The sequence below is a fragment of the Flavobacterium fluviatile genome, from assembly GCF_010645065.1.
In the GTDB taxonomy this organism is placed as follows: Bacteria; Bacteroidota; Bacteroidia; order Flavobacteriales; family Flavobacteriaceae; genus Flavobacterium; species Flavobacterium fluviatile.
Window position 1 is genome coordinate 66,496 of sequence record NZ_JAADZW010000008.1, and the last position, 16,691, is coordinate 83,186.

The following is a 16,691-nucleotide window of genomic DNA, read 5'->3' on the forward strand; positions in this document are numbered from 1 at the left end:
ACTAAACTATTTTGCCGCTGAAGGAACTGTAGCTTTTTCTCCGATGAAAACTTCATTCATCAATACATTCTCAGCATTTGTACTTGATATGGCATTTTTAGCCCTTTTAATTTCGATATTATTTAAAGAGATGTTTTTGATTTTTTTATCCGCAAAACCCTGGATGACGATTCCCGAAGCAGATGCTTTGTTGCAAGATATATCTGAAAAAGACACATTTGAAATTTCAGACTGGTATCCTTTTCCTTCACCGTGGTAATTGGCCGTGATGTAAAGACAATCTTCTACTTCATCTAATTGAATATTTCGAACAAAAATATTTTTTATAAAACCGCCTCTGTCTGCATTGGTTTTGAGATAAATGCCTCTTTTTAGATAACCAACAGTTTTGCAGTTTTCAACAAATACATTTTTTACACCTGCAGACATTTCGCTACCGATAACTACTCCATGAAGCCCTTTGAAATTGCAGTTTCTAATAATAATATTTTCACTTGGAGTAGCCGCATTCGCTCTTCCTTCATGATCTCTTCCTGCTTTTATGGCTACATTATCATCACCATTGTTAAAAGTCACGTTCTCAATCAAAACGTTTTTTGCATATTCAGGATCTATACCATCATTATTGTAATTTAATGATTTATAGCTTATTCCTCTAATAGTTATACTTTCTGATTTTAATAAATGCAAACACCAAAAAGGAGAATTTTCAATACGAATATTTTCGACCAAAATGTTTTTACAGTTAAAAAACTGGATCATTTGCGGACGCAAAAAGTAGCCTGTTCCAAATTTTCTGTCTTTTAGGGAAACTCCATTATGATTCATTTCGCGGCTCAGCTCTTTGCCTTTCCCTTCTTGTGCTTTGAAACTTTTCCAGGTTTTGCCTCCTTCACCGTCAATAGTTCCCTCACCGGTTAAGGCAATATTTGTACAATCATAGGCATAAATTAAGGGGCTGTAGTTGTAGAGCATTGTTCCTTCCCAGCTGGTTAGTACCATTGGCAAATAATCTTCCGGGGTATCACTGAATTTAATTTTTGCCCCTTTTTCAATCTTCAAATTTACATTGCTGACAAAATGAATTGGCCCTTTTAAAAAATAAACTCCTTTTGGAACCACAATAGTACCACCGTTATTCTTTTTGCACAACGCCATCGCCTTATCGAAAAAAGGCTTACTGTTTGAAACTGAATCCCCTTTTGCACCTAATTTAGCTACATTAATCTGATACGAAGTGATTTTTGGTAACTGAATGTCATTGATAATTGAATTTACTTTCGCTGTCGGAAAATCATTTTCCTGAGCAAAAGCCACTACTGAAAAGAGTACAAAGAAGAGAAGTCTAATATTCATGATTTATATGTTTACAGGTCAGATCCTGATTTACACTAAGAAAAATAGATTACTCTGAATCTGTTTTTTCTAAACTATTTTTTTTTGCCCATTTTTTATATTTTTTTAGGACTTCTTTGGGCTCATTAGAATACCATGAATAACCATTTCTTCTTTCCTCGCTAATGTCAGTTATAAATTTCTTTTTAATTCCGTCACGGTCACAAAAGAAAGGTTCATTCGTATCAAGCTCAGAAAACCTTGGCCAAATTGGAGCTACATCTTCCATTGGATACATTTTTTTACCAATAACTTTTCCATTTTCATCATAAATACGCTCCTCTTTCAGATTGGTGATTTTTGTCTTTTCAAACCAGTCGTAAGCACTTTTAACGGCTGTTTTAATTTCCGGTGAAGGGTTGTCAATTGACATCAATAACAGCACTATTTTTGCAGATTCTTTTCCGCTCAATGAAGCTAGTTCATAAGCTCTGGCATTAGCAGGTGCAAACGTAACTTCATCATGTTGCGCACACCACACAGTTAAGACACCGTTTTGTTTGTATTGGGTTTTTAAGATACAATCAATTCCTTTTTCAAAAGCAATTTTAGCTTTATCCACAGTTTCCTGCGCAGGTTTTACACTGTAATATTCTGTTTTATTTGCTACTTCTCTCAATACATTCAAAACATCAACCATAGAATTATCATTGTAAGTGATATGTGTATAGTATCCTTTTTTTAATGGAAAGTATTGAGGCCAGCCACCATTAGGATATTGTGCAGAAAGCAAATAATCAATAGCTCTTAAAAATGAATCCTTATATCTTTCATCTTTTGTCTGCGTATACATTTTAGATACAAAAAGTATTTCCTGCGTCGTAGCCCTGTTGTCAATTGTACAATCTTTTCCTGAAGTTTTTAGCGCTAATAGTTTTGCTTTCTCTTCTTCTGTCAATTCATTCAGCATCGGAATATTTTTAGGCCAGCCCCCGATATCTCTTTGGTAAAGCAAGACATTTTCACCTATTTTTTTTCCTTCTTCAGAACCGAACCAGGCAGAGTAACTTTTTACAATTAAATCGGGCCATTTTTTGGCTTTTTCCTGAGCATTTACACAAAAGCTACTTGTAATTAAAAATAGTAAAGCGGTTTTTTTAAGTTGATTCATTAATTTAGTTTGTTAATTTAGTTTTATTCAGTATTTAGTTATTTATTTATTCTAAACCAGTCTATCCCGACGCTTCCTGCATCATTTATAATTCCTTCCCTAAGTGCAAGGAATCCTATTTTAGCGCCAATCCATTTTCCTTCTCTCGCCGTAAAACTTCCACCTACAGGATTGAATTTTTGTCCGTCTTCACTATAGAAGAAATTACAGATTCCTCCCGCTTTCACTTTTACCTGCAGATATAGTGTTCTGTCCTTTATTGCAATTCGGTTACTTTCGGACTCAATTCCTTTTTTATCAGCCTTTAAAGCAGTTTTTTGAGAAAGAAATAATTTTCCTTCCTCCTGTTTCAGACATAAAAAACTATAATCCAAGCCCATAATGACCAAGCCCATATATTCTCCATCGAATCTGGAATTGAACGTAATTTTTGTCGTAGCAGTAAATTCATTTGCAGGTAATTTTTGCAAAAGCAAATTGGGAACATCAAACAGGTTATTATACTCTTTAGGAACAGGAATACAATTTAAATTATAATACCCCATTGACGTAGGAAGTCCCCATGTTATCTGCGGATTTGCATGCCACTGCCATTGCAGCCCAAGCTTAGGACTATTAAATTCATCACTTTCAGGCGGTGTTGCAACAGGAAATATTTTTTTACCCACATTCGGTTTTTTATACACCATAACAGGCTCACCTGTACCGTTTTGATCTTCGTCGATTCCAATTACCGGCCAGTCGTTCTTCCATTTCATAGGCTGCAAATGAACAACCCTTCCGTAAGCAAATTGATCCTGAAAATGAATAAACCAGTCTTCACCAGTTTGGGTCTGAATCCAGGCTCCCTGATGAGGGCCGTTTACAGGAGTTTTTCCCTGATCCATTACTTTTCTTTTTTCATAAGGACCAAAAACATTTTTGGATCTCATAACCGTTTGCCAGCCAGTCGCTACTCCTCCAGCCGGAGCAAAAATATAATAATAACCGTTACGTTTGTAGAATTTAGGACCTTCAATAGTAGCTTCATCCAAATGTCCGTCGATCACCATAACATCATCATTATTTGCAGATAAACCATCCGGATTCATCGAACAAACCATCAACACACTTTTTACTCCTGCGCGGCTGCCTGCAAAAGCATAACCCAGATATGCCTTACCATTCTCATCCCATAATGGCGTTGGGTCGATCAGCCCTTTTCCTTCTTTTACCATAACCGGTTCAGACCAGGGACCTTCTGCTTTTTTGGCTTTGACCACATAAATTCCAAAATCGGGATCAGGATAATAAATATAAAATTCATTCTTATGAAAACGAATACATGGAGCCCATACACCGTTTCCGTGCTGAACTTTATTGTACACATCTAAAGGTTTTTGTTTTGAAAGCGCATGTCCAATTAATTTCCAGTTCACCAAATCTTTTGAATGAAGAACAGGCAAACCAGGAATACAATTAAATGATGAAGCTGTCATATAATAGTCATCACCCACTCTGATTGCATCAGGATCTGAATAATCTGCGTATAAAACAGGGTTTTTATAAGTTCCGTTTCCCTGATCTGCAACCCATACATTCGAATAATTGTTTTCGCTATTTTCCTGTGCTGTTAAGGTTTGTATTGCTGCAAGGGAAAGAAAAAGAGATGTAATTTTTATAAATTTCATTTGAAAGGTATTCTGCTTTTATCTGTTTAATTCCAATGCAGCTAATATAAATGGTCCTGTCGCCTTAGGATCATTGTCTTTCTTTTTTTCATTTACATAATATTCATAAGAACCGTCTCTGTAAGGATTTCCTCCAAGTCCTGCTACCTGACACGCCTGAGTAAGGGTAATAGTTCCGTCAGCATCAACTTTCATTAATTGAGTAGTTAATCCGTCAAAAGCTTTGTTTGCCAGTTTTTTGAATTTTGAAGGCAGATAACCTTTATTAACCCCTTTTGCAAATGCATAAGCAAACATTGACGAACCTGAAGCTTCAAGATAATTTCCTTCTTTACCCATTTTATCTGTCACCTGATACCATAAACCCGATTTATCCTGAAATTTCGCTAAACTTTCCGAAACATTATTCAAATAGCCAACCAGCTCTTTTTGTTTTGGATGATCCTTAGGGAAATAATCTAACGCATCAACAAGAGCCATTACATACCAGCCAAGAGCTCTTGACCAGAAGTTTGGTGAATTTCCGGTCTCTTTATTAGCCCATGGCATTTGTTTGCTTTCATCCCAACCGTGATACAATAAGCCTGTTGCCGGGTCTGTTGCATGCAATTGAATTTGTTCGAATTGATGCGCAACATCATCAAGATTTTTTCCATCTTCAAAAGTAACTGTATATTGAGCATAGAAAGGTTCTCCCATATACAAACCGTCTAACCACATTTGGTTCGGGTAGATTCTCTTGTGCCAAAACCCCCCGGATTGCGTTCTAGGCTGCTCTGTTAACTGCTGACGCAGTAATTGCATTGCTTTTAAATATTTATCTTCTTTTGTTTTCTCATAAGCATTAAATAGCAAACGCCCGGCAACAATCATATCGATATTGTGTTTTTCTATTTCATATGTTTTGATGTTACCGTCATTTTGAATCAATGTATCTAAATATCCTTGTATATAAGCAGAATACCTTACATCAGGATTTGTTTTATTCAATTCCTGAAATGCATACAAAACAAGACCATGTACATAGTCCCATTTTGGGGCTTTTGCATCATCAATCTGCCAGGATTCAGGATGGCGCTTCATTAATGTTAACGCCATTTTATCAGACCACTTTAGGTCTTTTGAAATTATAGTCTGATTTTGCGAATCAGCAGTTTTTGCAGGTTCGGGAGAAGCGGTTTTACAACTAAAAAATGCGAATGAAACAAAAAGTGTTGCGACTTTTAAACTGTTTAGTGTTTTATTTGACATAGTAATTTATTTTTGACTTAATTGAAATTTATTTATCTAATTCTATTGCTGCCAGCAAAAAAGCTCCTAATCCATGAGAATTGTCGGTTACGATTTTTTCGCTCATATAATATTCAAATGAACCATCTCTATAAGGATGCCCTGCTAATCCTGCGCTTCCACATACCTGAGTAATATGGACTTCACCATCTTTATCTACTTTAATAATATTCTTTATTAATCCATCAAAGCCTTTATTGGCAACTTTTTCATATTTTGCAGGCAAATAGCCTTTGTGTACTCCTTTAGCAAGAGCATACACCAGCATTGATGAACCTGAAGATTCTAGATAGTTTCCTTTTTGCTTCTGCAAATTCGGAATCTGATACCATAACCCGGATTTATCCTGATACTTACTCACCGCAATTGCTAATTCATTCAAATATACAATCAATTCATTTCGCTTTGGATGTTCTTCCGGAAAATAATCCAACGCATCGACTAAAGCCATTCCATACCATCCAAGTGCTCTCAACCAAATGTGAGGAGCCGTTCCCGTTTCTTTATTAGCCCATGCCATTTGTTTGCTTTCATCCCATGCATGAAAATACAAATCTGTTTTTTTATCAAATGTATACTTATGAAGAAGTTCGAATTGATGGGCAACATCATTTAATTTCTCTCCACCCTCAAATTCAGCGGTATATCTTGCGTAGAAAGGTTCTCCCATATACAATCCGTCAAGCCACATTTGGTTAGGATAGATTTTTTTATGCCAAAATCCGCCAGATGGGGTTCTTGGGTAGTCGTCAAAATTATTTCTTAGTGTTTTTAATGCAGTCAGGTACTTTTCTTCTTTTGTTTTATAGTATAAGTCAAAAAGTATTTTTCCTGCGTTTATATTATCAAGACTATGATTTTGAGGATCAAATTTTTTAATCGTACCTGCTTCATCAATAAACACATCCGCATATCCTTTTACGTAATCATAATATTTTGGATTGTTTGTCTTATTATACAACTTCTGATAGGCAGTCAAAATCATACCAATTTTATAATCCCATTTTGGAGCTTCGTGATTATCAATTCTCCATGCTTCAGGATGTCTTTTAATTATGGACAGTGCCATTCTTTCTGACCATTTTAATTCATCAGAAATAACAGCCTGACTTTGCTCCCTATTCTGTGCAATTGTTTTACCATAACAAAGCAGTAGCAGAACCAGTATCTTTTTACAGAAATCAATTTTTAGAAAAAATATCATGTTTTTTCAGATTTTAATTTGAGAATAAATATTCGAATTACTTCTTGGTTGCAACGTAGTTTATTTAAAAATTTTATCTAAAAAGTTAACTGTATAAACAACTGTTTCACTAAACCACGGATTGAAAAACCAAAAGGAATGAGGAGAATCGTTAATTGTGTGCACCTCACTATAAATATGATTTTGAGTTAATATTGCAATCATGTCGTCTCTTCCTGCGTGAAATCGGGGAACACTGCTATTTATAAATAATATTGGCGGTGTGTATTTGCCTGTATGAGTTAAAGCTGAAGCATTTTTCCAGTTTTCAGGATTCTCTGCCGAAGTTCCTTTTAACCAAAAAGCAGCCATTTCACCCTCTGACGATTCAGGATGTTTAAAAGCTAAAACGCCGTCTATATTAATAATTGCATTTACTTTTGATGAAGATTTACTTTTATTCAAAGTATCATCAAAAGATGAATTTCCATTTGTAGTACCAATCAAAGCAGCCATTTGACCTCCCGAAGAGCATCCTAAAACAGCAATTTTGTCTGGATCTACATTGAATTTTCCTGCATTATCTTTTATAAACTTAATTGCATTTTTAACATCATAAATCCCTTCAGGATATTTAGCTTCAAGCGACAATCTGTATTCTATTGCAAAACAAGAATACCCTTTTGAGGCAATTTCCTGTGCCATTGCTTTCATCTGACTCTTATTACCTGATCTCCAGCCTCCGCCATGAATCATGACTACAGCAGGGTTTCTTTTTTTTACGGCAATAAAACAGGCATCTAAATGTAAGGCTCTATTTTTATCCTGGTAAACAACATCACTAATTTCTGCGACATTTTTCTTTTTTACTTCTTCTGCAACTTTTATAAAAGGATATTTTTTTATCAGTTTAGTATAGGTACTTGTTATAGTGTACGAAGAATCAATACTATAAGTGCTTTGTGCGCAAATAGTATTTGATAAAAAAAGCAATCCGGATAAAAAGATCTTTTTCATAAATAAAACAGTACCTAAATTTAGTTAAGAAAGGAGTCCGGCAAAATGCCAAACTCCTTTTTAAAACTAATTCAAAAAAAACAATATTTCATTCAAAATCAAAAGTATGCAGGATTCTGTGGAAAATCTTTGTTCTGATTTAAATCTAAAGCCAATTGTGGGATTGGTCTTAATATTTTAAGCTGACCGCCTACTCCAACAAAATTAGCCGCTTTAACTTTATAGTTATGAGCAGAAGCTCTTGCCACAAGAGTACCAGTACGTTTCAAATCAAACCATCTTTTATATTCTCCTAAAAGCTCTCTTCCTCTTTCATCTAAGATATAATCGATATTAAATTGTCCAGCTGTAGCATTTACTACACCAGCTCTTCTTCTTACTTCATTTAGACGATCTAATCCTATTCCTGGCTGACCTGATTTTAAATAAGCCTCTGCAGCTATCAAGTAAGTTTCACTTAAACGTGCTAAAATGATATCCCTTGTACTTACATTTCCTGCAGTATTAGGAGTTGTAGGCGTAGGGTCATCAAACTTTTTAACAGGGATAGTATAACAATCTCTGTTATCTATTAAAGTATGTTCAGCAGTATATTCGCCCCAAGGATGATAAACAAAATTTGCAGAAAGTTTTGCTGTGGCCAAATAATTAGTTTTATCTGTGGCGGTAAACCATTTAGGCTCATAGAAATGTCTAACTTTTAAATCAGCTACAGGAATTGAGGAATCATAATAAGGAGTATATAATACAATCTTACCATCAGTCGGCCTCTTATATTCAAAAATTTCGGTCATAAAAGTTGCATTCCATCTGGTATCACCTTTTTCATAAAGTCCTAAAGCATATCCTGTTGGACACAAATTATAACTTCTCAAAGGAGCACCATTCGTTTCTGACCCTCCTAAGTATGGTCCAAAATAATAAAATTGGTTATTACCAAGTGTAGTAGGACTAGTGCTTGTTGAAGCTACAGAATATTGTACTGAAAAAATAGTTTCAGCATTTAAATCATTATTTGAAGTAGTCGTTGCTTTAAATAAATCAGCGAAAGGAATATTTAAAGCCTGTCCAGCTATAGCTGCATCTGCATAAGCTGCAGCCTTTGTAAAATCACTAGCTGTTCCAAATGTCTCATATCCTCTTGTTAAATAAACTTTTGCCAACAAGTCATTTACCGCTCTTTTATTTACTTTACCGGCAGTTGCATAAGCAGCAGTTCCTACACTGGCAAGAGATTCTTCAAGATCTTTGATGATATGTGTATAAACTTCTTCAGCAGTATTTCTATCAAAAGTAAGCATAGCTGAAGTGATATTATCATCAACAATTGGCACACCTCCATAAGTTTGCACTAACAAGAAATAAGCATTCGCTCTAATGAATTTTGCTTCACCTACTAACGTTGGAACATTTGCATTTTGCTCCGTCATTGTTGAATAATAAATTGTTTTGTTTACCGATTGAATTGCCTGATAACAGGATTGATATAATTGTTCAACACCCACTGAAGAAGGTATCAAAAGTGTATAATCTGCAAGACCTGCTGGTTCTGGTGTTCTACCTTCTGCATACATATCTGTACCAGAACAAAATAACCATGGCGCTCCACCATAAATATTTTTGAGAGATGCGTAATTCGAATTAATTAATAATTGAAATCCAGAAGCTGTTTTATAAGTAGGATCTGCTGGAACATTTGAAAGACTTTCTTCTTCAATATAATCGTTGCAAGAACTAAATAAAGTAACGATTAACCCTAATAATATTATTGTTTTTTTCATCTTAAAACTTATTAAAATTTAACACTTATACCTAACTGTGTAGTGACTGATGCCGGACGATTAACTCCAAAAGAAGCGCCAGCCCATTCTGGATCATATCCATCAAAGTCTGTAAATACAAATGGATCTAAAACGTTTACATAGATTCTAAGATTACTTAGCTTCATCTTTTTTAACAACTCACTATCAAGTGTATAACCAAGAGAGATATTTTTAATTTTTATATAATCAACTTCTCTGTAAAAAGCCATTCCTGAAGCCCAAAAAGTACCTGCACCAGTAGCAGCAGGACCAGGACGTGGATTAGTATTATTAGCGTTCGCTTCTATTCCGGATCCGTTTGTTGGAATAAAATAGTCCATGGCCAATTTTTGACGCCCTCTATCAGTTGTATCCCCGAAGTTTTGATGAAAAGTACTTAATACTGTCTGTCCCTGACTTGCTAACACAGAAAAATTAAAATCAAATTGTCCAACCTTCAGCTTGGAATACATACTTCCTTGCCATTCAGGGTTTGCATTACCAATTACAGTTCTGTCATTTGCATCAAATTTACCGTCTCCGTTAATGTCTTTTGGTTTTGCCATTCCAGGTTTCATATTGCCAAAAGTAGCTGCTTCTGCCGCTTCACTTTCTTGCCAAACTCCATCATAAACATAATTGTAGTTAGGGTTTAATTCTGAACCTATAATTAATTTATTTCCAATATCACTTACTCTATCCTGGTTATATATCGATTCTAACATGTTTTCATTTTTTGTGAAGGTAAAAGTTGTTTCCCAATCCACTAAACTTGATTTGATGTTTTTAGTTGTAAGACCAACTTCAATCCCTCTGTTACTAACTGATCCAACATTAGAATAGGTATTATTCCAACCAGTCTCATAAGGTAACTTTTGCAAATAAATCAATTTATCAGATAAGCGATCATATACATCTACACTACCGGTAATTCTATTAGATAAAAAACCAAAATCTAATCCAAAGTTTAATTCTCTGGTTTTTTCCCAAGTCAAAGTCGTATTAGCTAAGTTTTTAGATTGCCACCCAGGTACTACATTTGCTCCATTAGCATAAAATGTTTGTTGATCTAATAAAGCTTGTGAAGTATACGGTGCAACATTATCATTACCAGTATAACCAAGACTCGCACGTAATTTCAAGTTAGAAACAATATTACCGTTTGCTAAAAATGATTCTTTACTAATGTTCCAGCCTAAAGCTACTGATGGAAAACTTTCCCATTTGTTACCTTCTGATAAAACAGATGATCCATCCCAACGACTTGATGCAGTAATTAAATATTTATCTTTATATCCATAATTTACACGTACTGCATATGAATTTAAAGTGTTTTTAGCATAAAAAGAGGTAATTTGATAACTTGTTTGTACTCCAGATCCCATATTATTTGAACCTACATCAAAAGGTTGGTTATTTGAATACATAAATGAATTTTCATCTGTATTAGAATAAAAACTTTGTAATAAAAGCGCACTTACACTGTGATCTTCATTAAAAGTATGTTTCATATCAATTTGGTTATCCCAAGTATAATTGAAGTTTTGAATATTCTTAATAGAAGCTGAATTTTTATTAGTTAGTGCAACCCCTGCATTAGATTGAGCTCCAAAAGCTGTACTATTCACACCATTAAGGACACCAGCAGCAAAAGTAGTTTTGAATGACAACCACTTTAAAGCCTGGTATTGAAAATATACATTTCCGATAGTCTGCCAGCTTTTTTCAGTTTGAGAAGAGTTTTTAATTTCAACCAATGGATTCACTGAACTTGTTTTATTTATTGCCCATGATCCATCAGGATATGTTAATTTACCTGGTTGAAAAAACAATTCATTCGTTTCATTTCCTGCTGCATCTACCGCATAAGGTGACATAAGCGGACTTAATCTAAATGCTTCCTGCATTGCCAAATCACTTCCTAGCTCCGATTCAACTCGAGCTATTGTAAGATTCGCTCCTGTTGAAAATTTGTCATTTATTTTATGATTAACTCCTAACTTGAAAGAATATTTATCCATTGAATCTTTGTCTATTAACCCTTCATCATTTTGAATACCAAATGCCAGATTATAGCTTAAGCCATTATCAGCTCTGCCGGATAGATTAATATAATTATTTGCGGTCATACCTGGTTTTAATACAGCATCATACCAATCGAAATCATAACCACTATTAGCTCTCGACACTAATAAAGGGCTTTGATTCCCTGCCAATGCTGCAAGTTGTGAAGGAGTTTGAGTTAATGGTGTTGCACTCATGTATGCTACCTGATGAAATTTCCACCATTCAGCTCCCGACATCATTTGAGGTAATCGTACAGCGTTTTTAGTACCATAAGATGATTCTAATGATACACTAACACCGCTTTTTGCTGATACACCACTTTTAGTTGTTACTATAATAACTCCACTTGCTCCTCTAGAACCATAAATTGCAGCAGAAGAAGCATCTTTCAAAACATCCATTCTGGCTATATCTTGTGGATTTAAGAAATCAATATTATCAGTAGGCACACCATCTACCACATATAAAGGAGTAGCGTCAGACAACAAAGAGTTACTACCTCTAATTACAACTTTGTATCCGTCTCCAGCACGACCTGTACTAGATGTAATTTGCACCCCTGGCGTACTTCCTTGAATTGCTTCTAAAGGGTTAGTTGTATTCCTTTCTGTAATTGTTTCTGGTTTAATGGTACTGATAGCGCCTGTAACATCAGATTTTCTCGCAGTACCATACCCTACAACAACAACCTCTGTAAGTGTGTTTGATTCTTCTGCAAGACTAACATTCACTTTAGATTTTCCTGCTACCGCTACCTCCTGAGTCTTAAAACCAAGATAACTTATTACTAAAATAGCTTTACTGTTTGAAACATTTATTTTGAAGCTTCCTTCAAAATCAGTTGACGTACCGTTTTTAGTTCCTTTTTCCACAACATTCACCCCTGGCAGGGAAAGCCCGGTAGCGTCTGTAATTTTACCCTCTATAACTGTTGACTGAGCATACATAGTATTACCCAACAGAAAATTAAGAAAGAACAAAAATACGAGATTGTATTTTATTCTTTTTTTCAATAATTGTTTAATATTCATAATTTGTTTTTAATGGTTAATTGATAGTTATTTTTTTTTTAGTTTTTAATTGATTCTACTTTTTTGTCATTGATATAGGTATTTATAAAATTAAAATTCTTAATATTTTTCAATAAGTAAACGGAGTCGGCTTTTTCGATAACTACATTTTTCAGTGTAATGTTTTCCACTGGAGATTCTTTATATCCTTCGGCCCAGACGCCATATTTACCTGCTTTTTTTACTTTTACATTTTCTAAACTCACATTTCTGATAACCGGAATAAAATTTCCTGTCTGAGAGCCGTATACATTGTAAAACATGTTTAACTTCAAGACGCATTCCTTAACCGTTCCAACTTCGAGATTTCTAACATATACGTCTTCAATAATCCCTCCTCGTCTGGAATTTGTCTTGATACGAATTGCCCTGTCTAAATTTGGACTATCCATAACACAATTCTCAACAAAAACATTATTTACACCAGCGGATATTTCACTTCCTATTACAACACCACCGTGACCATCTACCATTTTACAGTTTTGTACAATGATATTCTTACTCGGTATTGCAACTCGTCTTCCATCTGCATCCCTCCCGGATTTTATAGCGATACAATCGTCTCCGGTATTAAACACACAATTTTTAATAATTATGTTTTGTGAATATTCAGGATCGCACCCGTCATTATTAGGACCATGACTATTTACCGTAACACCGTCAATAGTTATGTTATTAGATTTTATTGGGTGCAGAATCCAGAAAGGAGCGTTGATTACTTTAATATCTTTTATTAGAACAGTATTACATTCAAAGAATTCAATGAAATTAGGTCTTAAATAACGCCCTTCACCAAAAACTCTTTGTGAAACCGGAATACCTTTTTCGGCCATATCAACCAAAACTTCCCGGTTAGTTGGATCGTTCTGAGAAGGAATACCTTTTTGCCAACCGTAGCTTTTACCACCTGACCAAACCCACCAGTTAGTACTATTGGCCTGACCATTTAAAGTACCATTACCTGTTATAGCTACATTTGTTTTATTTTTAGCATAAATAAGAGGAGAATAATTCATCAACTCTGTTCCTTCCCAAGAAGTGTGAACTATGGGATAATCTTTCGGATTTGTACTAAACAAAATTTCTGCATTATCCTCCAAGTGCAAATTCACATTACTATCTAAATGTATAGGCCCGGTTAAGTATTTGCCTTCAGGAACAACCACTCTCCCACCACCGTTTACAGCGCAAACTTTTATTGCCTTTTCAAAAGCAACTGTATTAAAAGTCACACCATCTGCAACTGCACCAAAATCTTTTATATTATAATCTTTATTTAAAAAATTTACCTGAGGAATACTTTTAACAATTAAATCCATTTTTTCCCATGGATTACCAACTGATTTGCCTGATATTTTACTACCACAGGACATAACAACCAGGGCACCTGTTATAACCAACAATGCTAAATTCGCCTTCAAAGCCTTATATACACTCATTTTGCAGTATTACTATTTAGGAATTAAGATTTCATTAACTATGTAATCGATTACACGAAAGTAGAAAAATAGAATCAAACCAACAAATTAATTTCTAAAAAAATCAAATATTTATTTTTTATTAAAGAATTAATTACACTTACTATAAAAATAAACACAATTTTTTATTATTGTGATATTTTATTTATAAGCAAAAGATTTATTGGTAATCGATAACATTTTATATTGCAGTGTGCAAAAAAAATGTATTTTTGTGTTAAAATAATCAAAATGTAACTTTTGAATGAGCGAAAAAATAACTATTTATGATATTGCAAAAAAACTAAATATCACTGCAGCTACGGTTTCAAGAGCATTAAATAACAGTCCGAAAATAAAAGAAAGTACAAAGCAATTAGTTCTGGAAGCAGCTTCTTCAATGAACTATAAACAAAATAAATTGGCTCTGGCTTTAAAAAGTGGCAGAAGTAACAACATAGGTGTTATTGTACCCCGTGTTGACAGCAACTTTTTTGCATCTGTAATCAGAGGTATCGAAGAAGAGCTTTACCCTCACGGTTATCAGGTTATTATTTGCCAGACTCACGAAAATCCAAAAAGAGAAAATGAAAACCTTTATACTTTAATAGATGCACAGGTTGATGGTATCTTAATGTCTGTTACCGCTGTTACTAATGAAAATGACGATGCTTTTCAAAATGTATTAGAAAAAAACGTGCCTTTGATTTTCTTTGACAGGAGTAAACAGATAAATGGTGTAAGCTCAGTTACCATCAATGACTTTAAAGGAGGTTACATTGTAACAAAACAATTAATCAATCAGGGATGCCGAAACATAGCACATTTTTCCGGAGATCAATCGTTAGAAATTTTTAAAAACAGATTTCTGGGTTACAAACAAGCTTTACTGGATAGCGGAATCCCTTTTAATGAAAAATATGTTATTCAGTCCAAAAGCAGCGTTGAAGCAGGAAAAAACGCAATCAACATTCTATTAGAGCTCGAAACACCTCCAGATGCTATATTTTCATCAAGTGATTTTGCTGCTTTAGGAGCAATTCAGGAATTAAGGGACAGAAATATTAATATCCCTCAAGAATTTTGTGTTGCTGGTTTTAGTAACGAGCCTTTTACTAAATTCATGGAGCTATCCATAACTTCCGTTGATCAGTCTCCGCTTGAAATGGGAAAAATGTCAGCTCGCGTCTTCTTAGAACAAGTTGGCAAAACAGATACTATTAAAATAGAAAAAAAGGTAGTATTAGCACCAGAATTACATATACGTAAATCCACATCCAGAATAAATTCATAATTCCTATGGGATTAAAAATTCTATTCCTGCATTAACATTTTAGCAATAATTGACTGCGTATTATTTAATTCTATTAAAGGTTTTGTAATTATAATTACAATAAAGCAATTACCATAAACCTTAAAAGAAAAAAGAAAAAACTTATATTAAAGCTATATTATTCTTATAATAATAAGTTTTTTTCAAACGAAAACATTTTATACTTGATTATTCAAAAAAAAGGTATTTTTGTGCCAAATAACAAAAGGAATATTTTTTGAATGAGCGAAAAAATCACTATTTACGATATTGCCAAGAGATTAAACATAACTGCTGCTACTGTCTCAAGAGCTTTAAATAAAAGTCCGAAAATAAAAAAAAGCACACGAGAATTAGTTCAGGAAACAGCTGACTTGATGGGTTACAAACCAAACAAACTTGCATTGGCTTTAAAAAGTGGAAGAAGCAACAATATAGGGGTGATTGTACCTCGCGTTGACAGTAACTTTTTCGCATCTGTAATCAGAGGTATTGAAGAAGAGCTTTATCCCCACGGTTATCAGGTTATTATTTGTCAGACTCATGAAGATCCAAAAAGAGAAAATGAAAATCTTTATGCTTTAATTGATGCTCAGGTTGATGGCATTTTAATGTCTGTTACCGCTGTTAATAATGAAAATGATGGCGCTTTTTTAAATGTATTAAAAAAGAACGTGCCTTTGATTTTCTTTGACAGGAGCAAGCTCATAGACGGTGTAAGCTCAGTAACCATCAATGACTTTAAAGGAGGATACATTGTCACAAAACAATTAATCAATCAGGGATGTAAATATATCGCACATTTATCCGGAGATCAGTCATTAGAAATTTTTAAAAATAGATTTTTAGGATACAGACAAGCACTAGTAGACAATGGAATTCCATATAATGAAAAATATGTTATCCAGTGTAAAAGTAGTGTTGAAGCAGGAAAAAACGCAATTACCATTTTATTAGAACTTGAAACTCCTCCAGATGCTATATTTTCTTCGAGTGATTTTGCTGCCTTAGGAGCAATTCAGGAACTAAAAGAACGAAACATCAACATTCCGCAAGAATTTTGTGTTGCCGGATTTAGTAACGAGCCTTTCACTAAATTTATGGAACTATCTATAACTTCCGTTGATCAATCACCTCTTGAAATGGGCAGAATGTCAGCTCGTGTGTTTTTAGAACAAGTTGGCAAAACTGATACTATTAAAATAGAAAAAAAAGTAGTTCTAGCCCCTGAATTACATATCCGTAAATCTTCTACAAGAACTGCCTTTTAATTTTTTTCACCATATAAGTTATATAAGTTTATTTTACTTTTGCGCG

11 protein-coding genes are annotated in these 16,691 nt (G+C 34.3%); 2 read left to right on the forward strand and 9 right to left on the reverse strand.

What is annotated here, in order from left to right:
* Positions 1-6: 6 nt before the first annotated feature.
* From GXM17_RS10540 to GXM17_RS10580, 9 genes are all read right to left on the reverse strand, one after another.
* Positions 7-1,356 carry a glycoside hydrolase family 28 protein gene (locus GXM17_RS10540; protein WP_163399298.1) on the reverse strand — a complete coding sequence of 450 codons (1,350 nt, stop codon included), beginning with the start codon at positions 1,354-1,356 and terminating at the stop codon, positions 7-9.
* A gap of 49 nt (positions 1,357-1,405) precedes the next feature.
* Positions 1,406-2,506: a pectate lyase gene (gene pelA, locus GXM17_RS10545; RefSeq protein WP_163399299.1), complete on the reverse strand. Its 1,101-nt coding sequence runs from the start codon at positions 2,504-2,506 to the stop codon at positions 1,406-1,408.
* Positions 2,507-2,544: 38 nt separating this feature from the next.
* Positions 2,545-4,176: a glycoside hydrolase family 43 protein gene (locus GXM17_RS10550; RefSeq protein WP_163399300.1), complete on the reverse strand. Its 1,632-nt coding sequence runs from the start codon at positions 4,174-4,176 to the stop codon at positions 2,545-2,547.
* An 18-nt stretch (positions 4,177-4,194) separates the two neighbouring features.
* Complete coding sequence (locus GXM17_RS10555) at positions 4,195-5,427, reverse strand: glycoside hydrolase family 88/105 protein (RefSeq protein ID WP_163399301.1); 1,233 nt, start codon at positions 5,425-5,427, stop codon at positions 4,195-4,197.
* A 28-nt stretch (positions 5,428-5,455) separates the two neighbouring features.
* The gene (locus tag GXM17_RS10560; protein WP_163399302.1) at positions 5,456-6,670 is read right to left on the reverse strand and encodes a glycoside hydrolase family 88/105 protein; all 1,215 of its coding nucleotides are present in this window, start codon (positions 6,668-6,670) and stop codon (positions 5,456-5,458) included.
* Between the two features lie 60 nt (positions 6,671-6,730).
* A complete protein-coding gene (locus GXM17_RS10565) occupies positions 6,731-7,666 on the reverse strand; it encodes an alpha/beta hydrolase (protein WP_163399303.1) in 936 nt (311 codons plus the stop codon).
* Between the two features lie 98 nt (positions 7,667-7,764).
* The gene (locus GXM17_RS10570; RefSeq protein WP_163399304.1) at positions 7,765-9,447 is read right to left on the reverse strand and encodes a RagB/SusD family nutrient uptake outer membrane protein; all 1,683 of its coding nucleotides are present in this window, start codon (positions 9,445-9,447) and stop codon (positions 7,765-7,767) included.
* Between the two features lie 11 nt (positions 9,448-9,458).
* A complete protein-coding gene (locus tag GXM17_RS10575; protein WP_163399305.1) occupies positions 9,459-12,566 on the reverse strand; it encodes a SusC/RagA family TonB-linked outer membrane protein in 3,108 nt (1,035 codons plus the stop codon).
* A 38-nt stretch (positions 12,567-12,604) separates the two neighbouring features.
* Positions 12,605-14,044 (reverse strand): glycoside hydrolase family 28 protein, encoded by a 1,440-nt coding sequence (locus GXM17_RS10580; RefSeq protein WP_163399306.1) that lies wholly within the window; start codon positions 14,042-14,044, stop codon positions 12,605-12,607.
* A gap of 283 nt (positions 14,045-14,327) precedes the next feature.
* Here GXM17_RS10580 and GXM17_RS10585 point away from each other — a divergent pair, with 283 nt between their 5' ends.
* Together GXM17_RS10585 and GXM17_RS10590 are read left to right on the forward strand one after the other, a co-directional pair.
* Entirely contained in the window at positions 14,328-15,356 is a 1,029-nt protein-coding gene (locus GXM17_RS10585) for a LacI family DNA-binding transcriptional regulator (protein ID WP_163399307.1), read from the forward strand.
* Positions 15,357-15,616: 260 nt separating this feature from the next.
* Entirely contained in the window at positions 15,617-16,645 is a 1,029-nt protein-coding gene (locus GXM17_RS10590; protein ID WP_163399308.1) for a LacI family DNA-binding transcriptional regulator, read from the forward strand.
* The last annotated feature ends 46 nt before the right edge of the window (positions 16,646-16,691 follow it).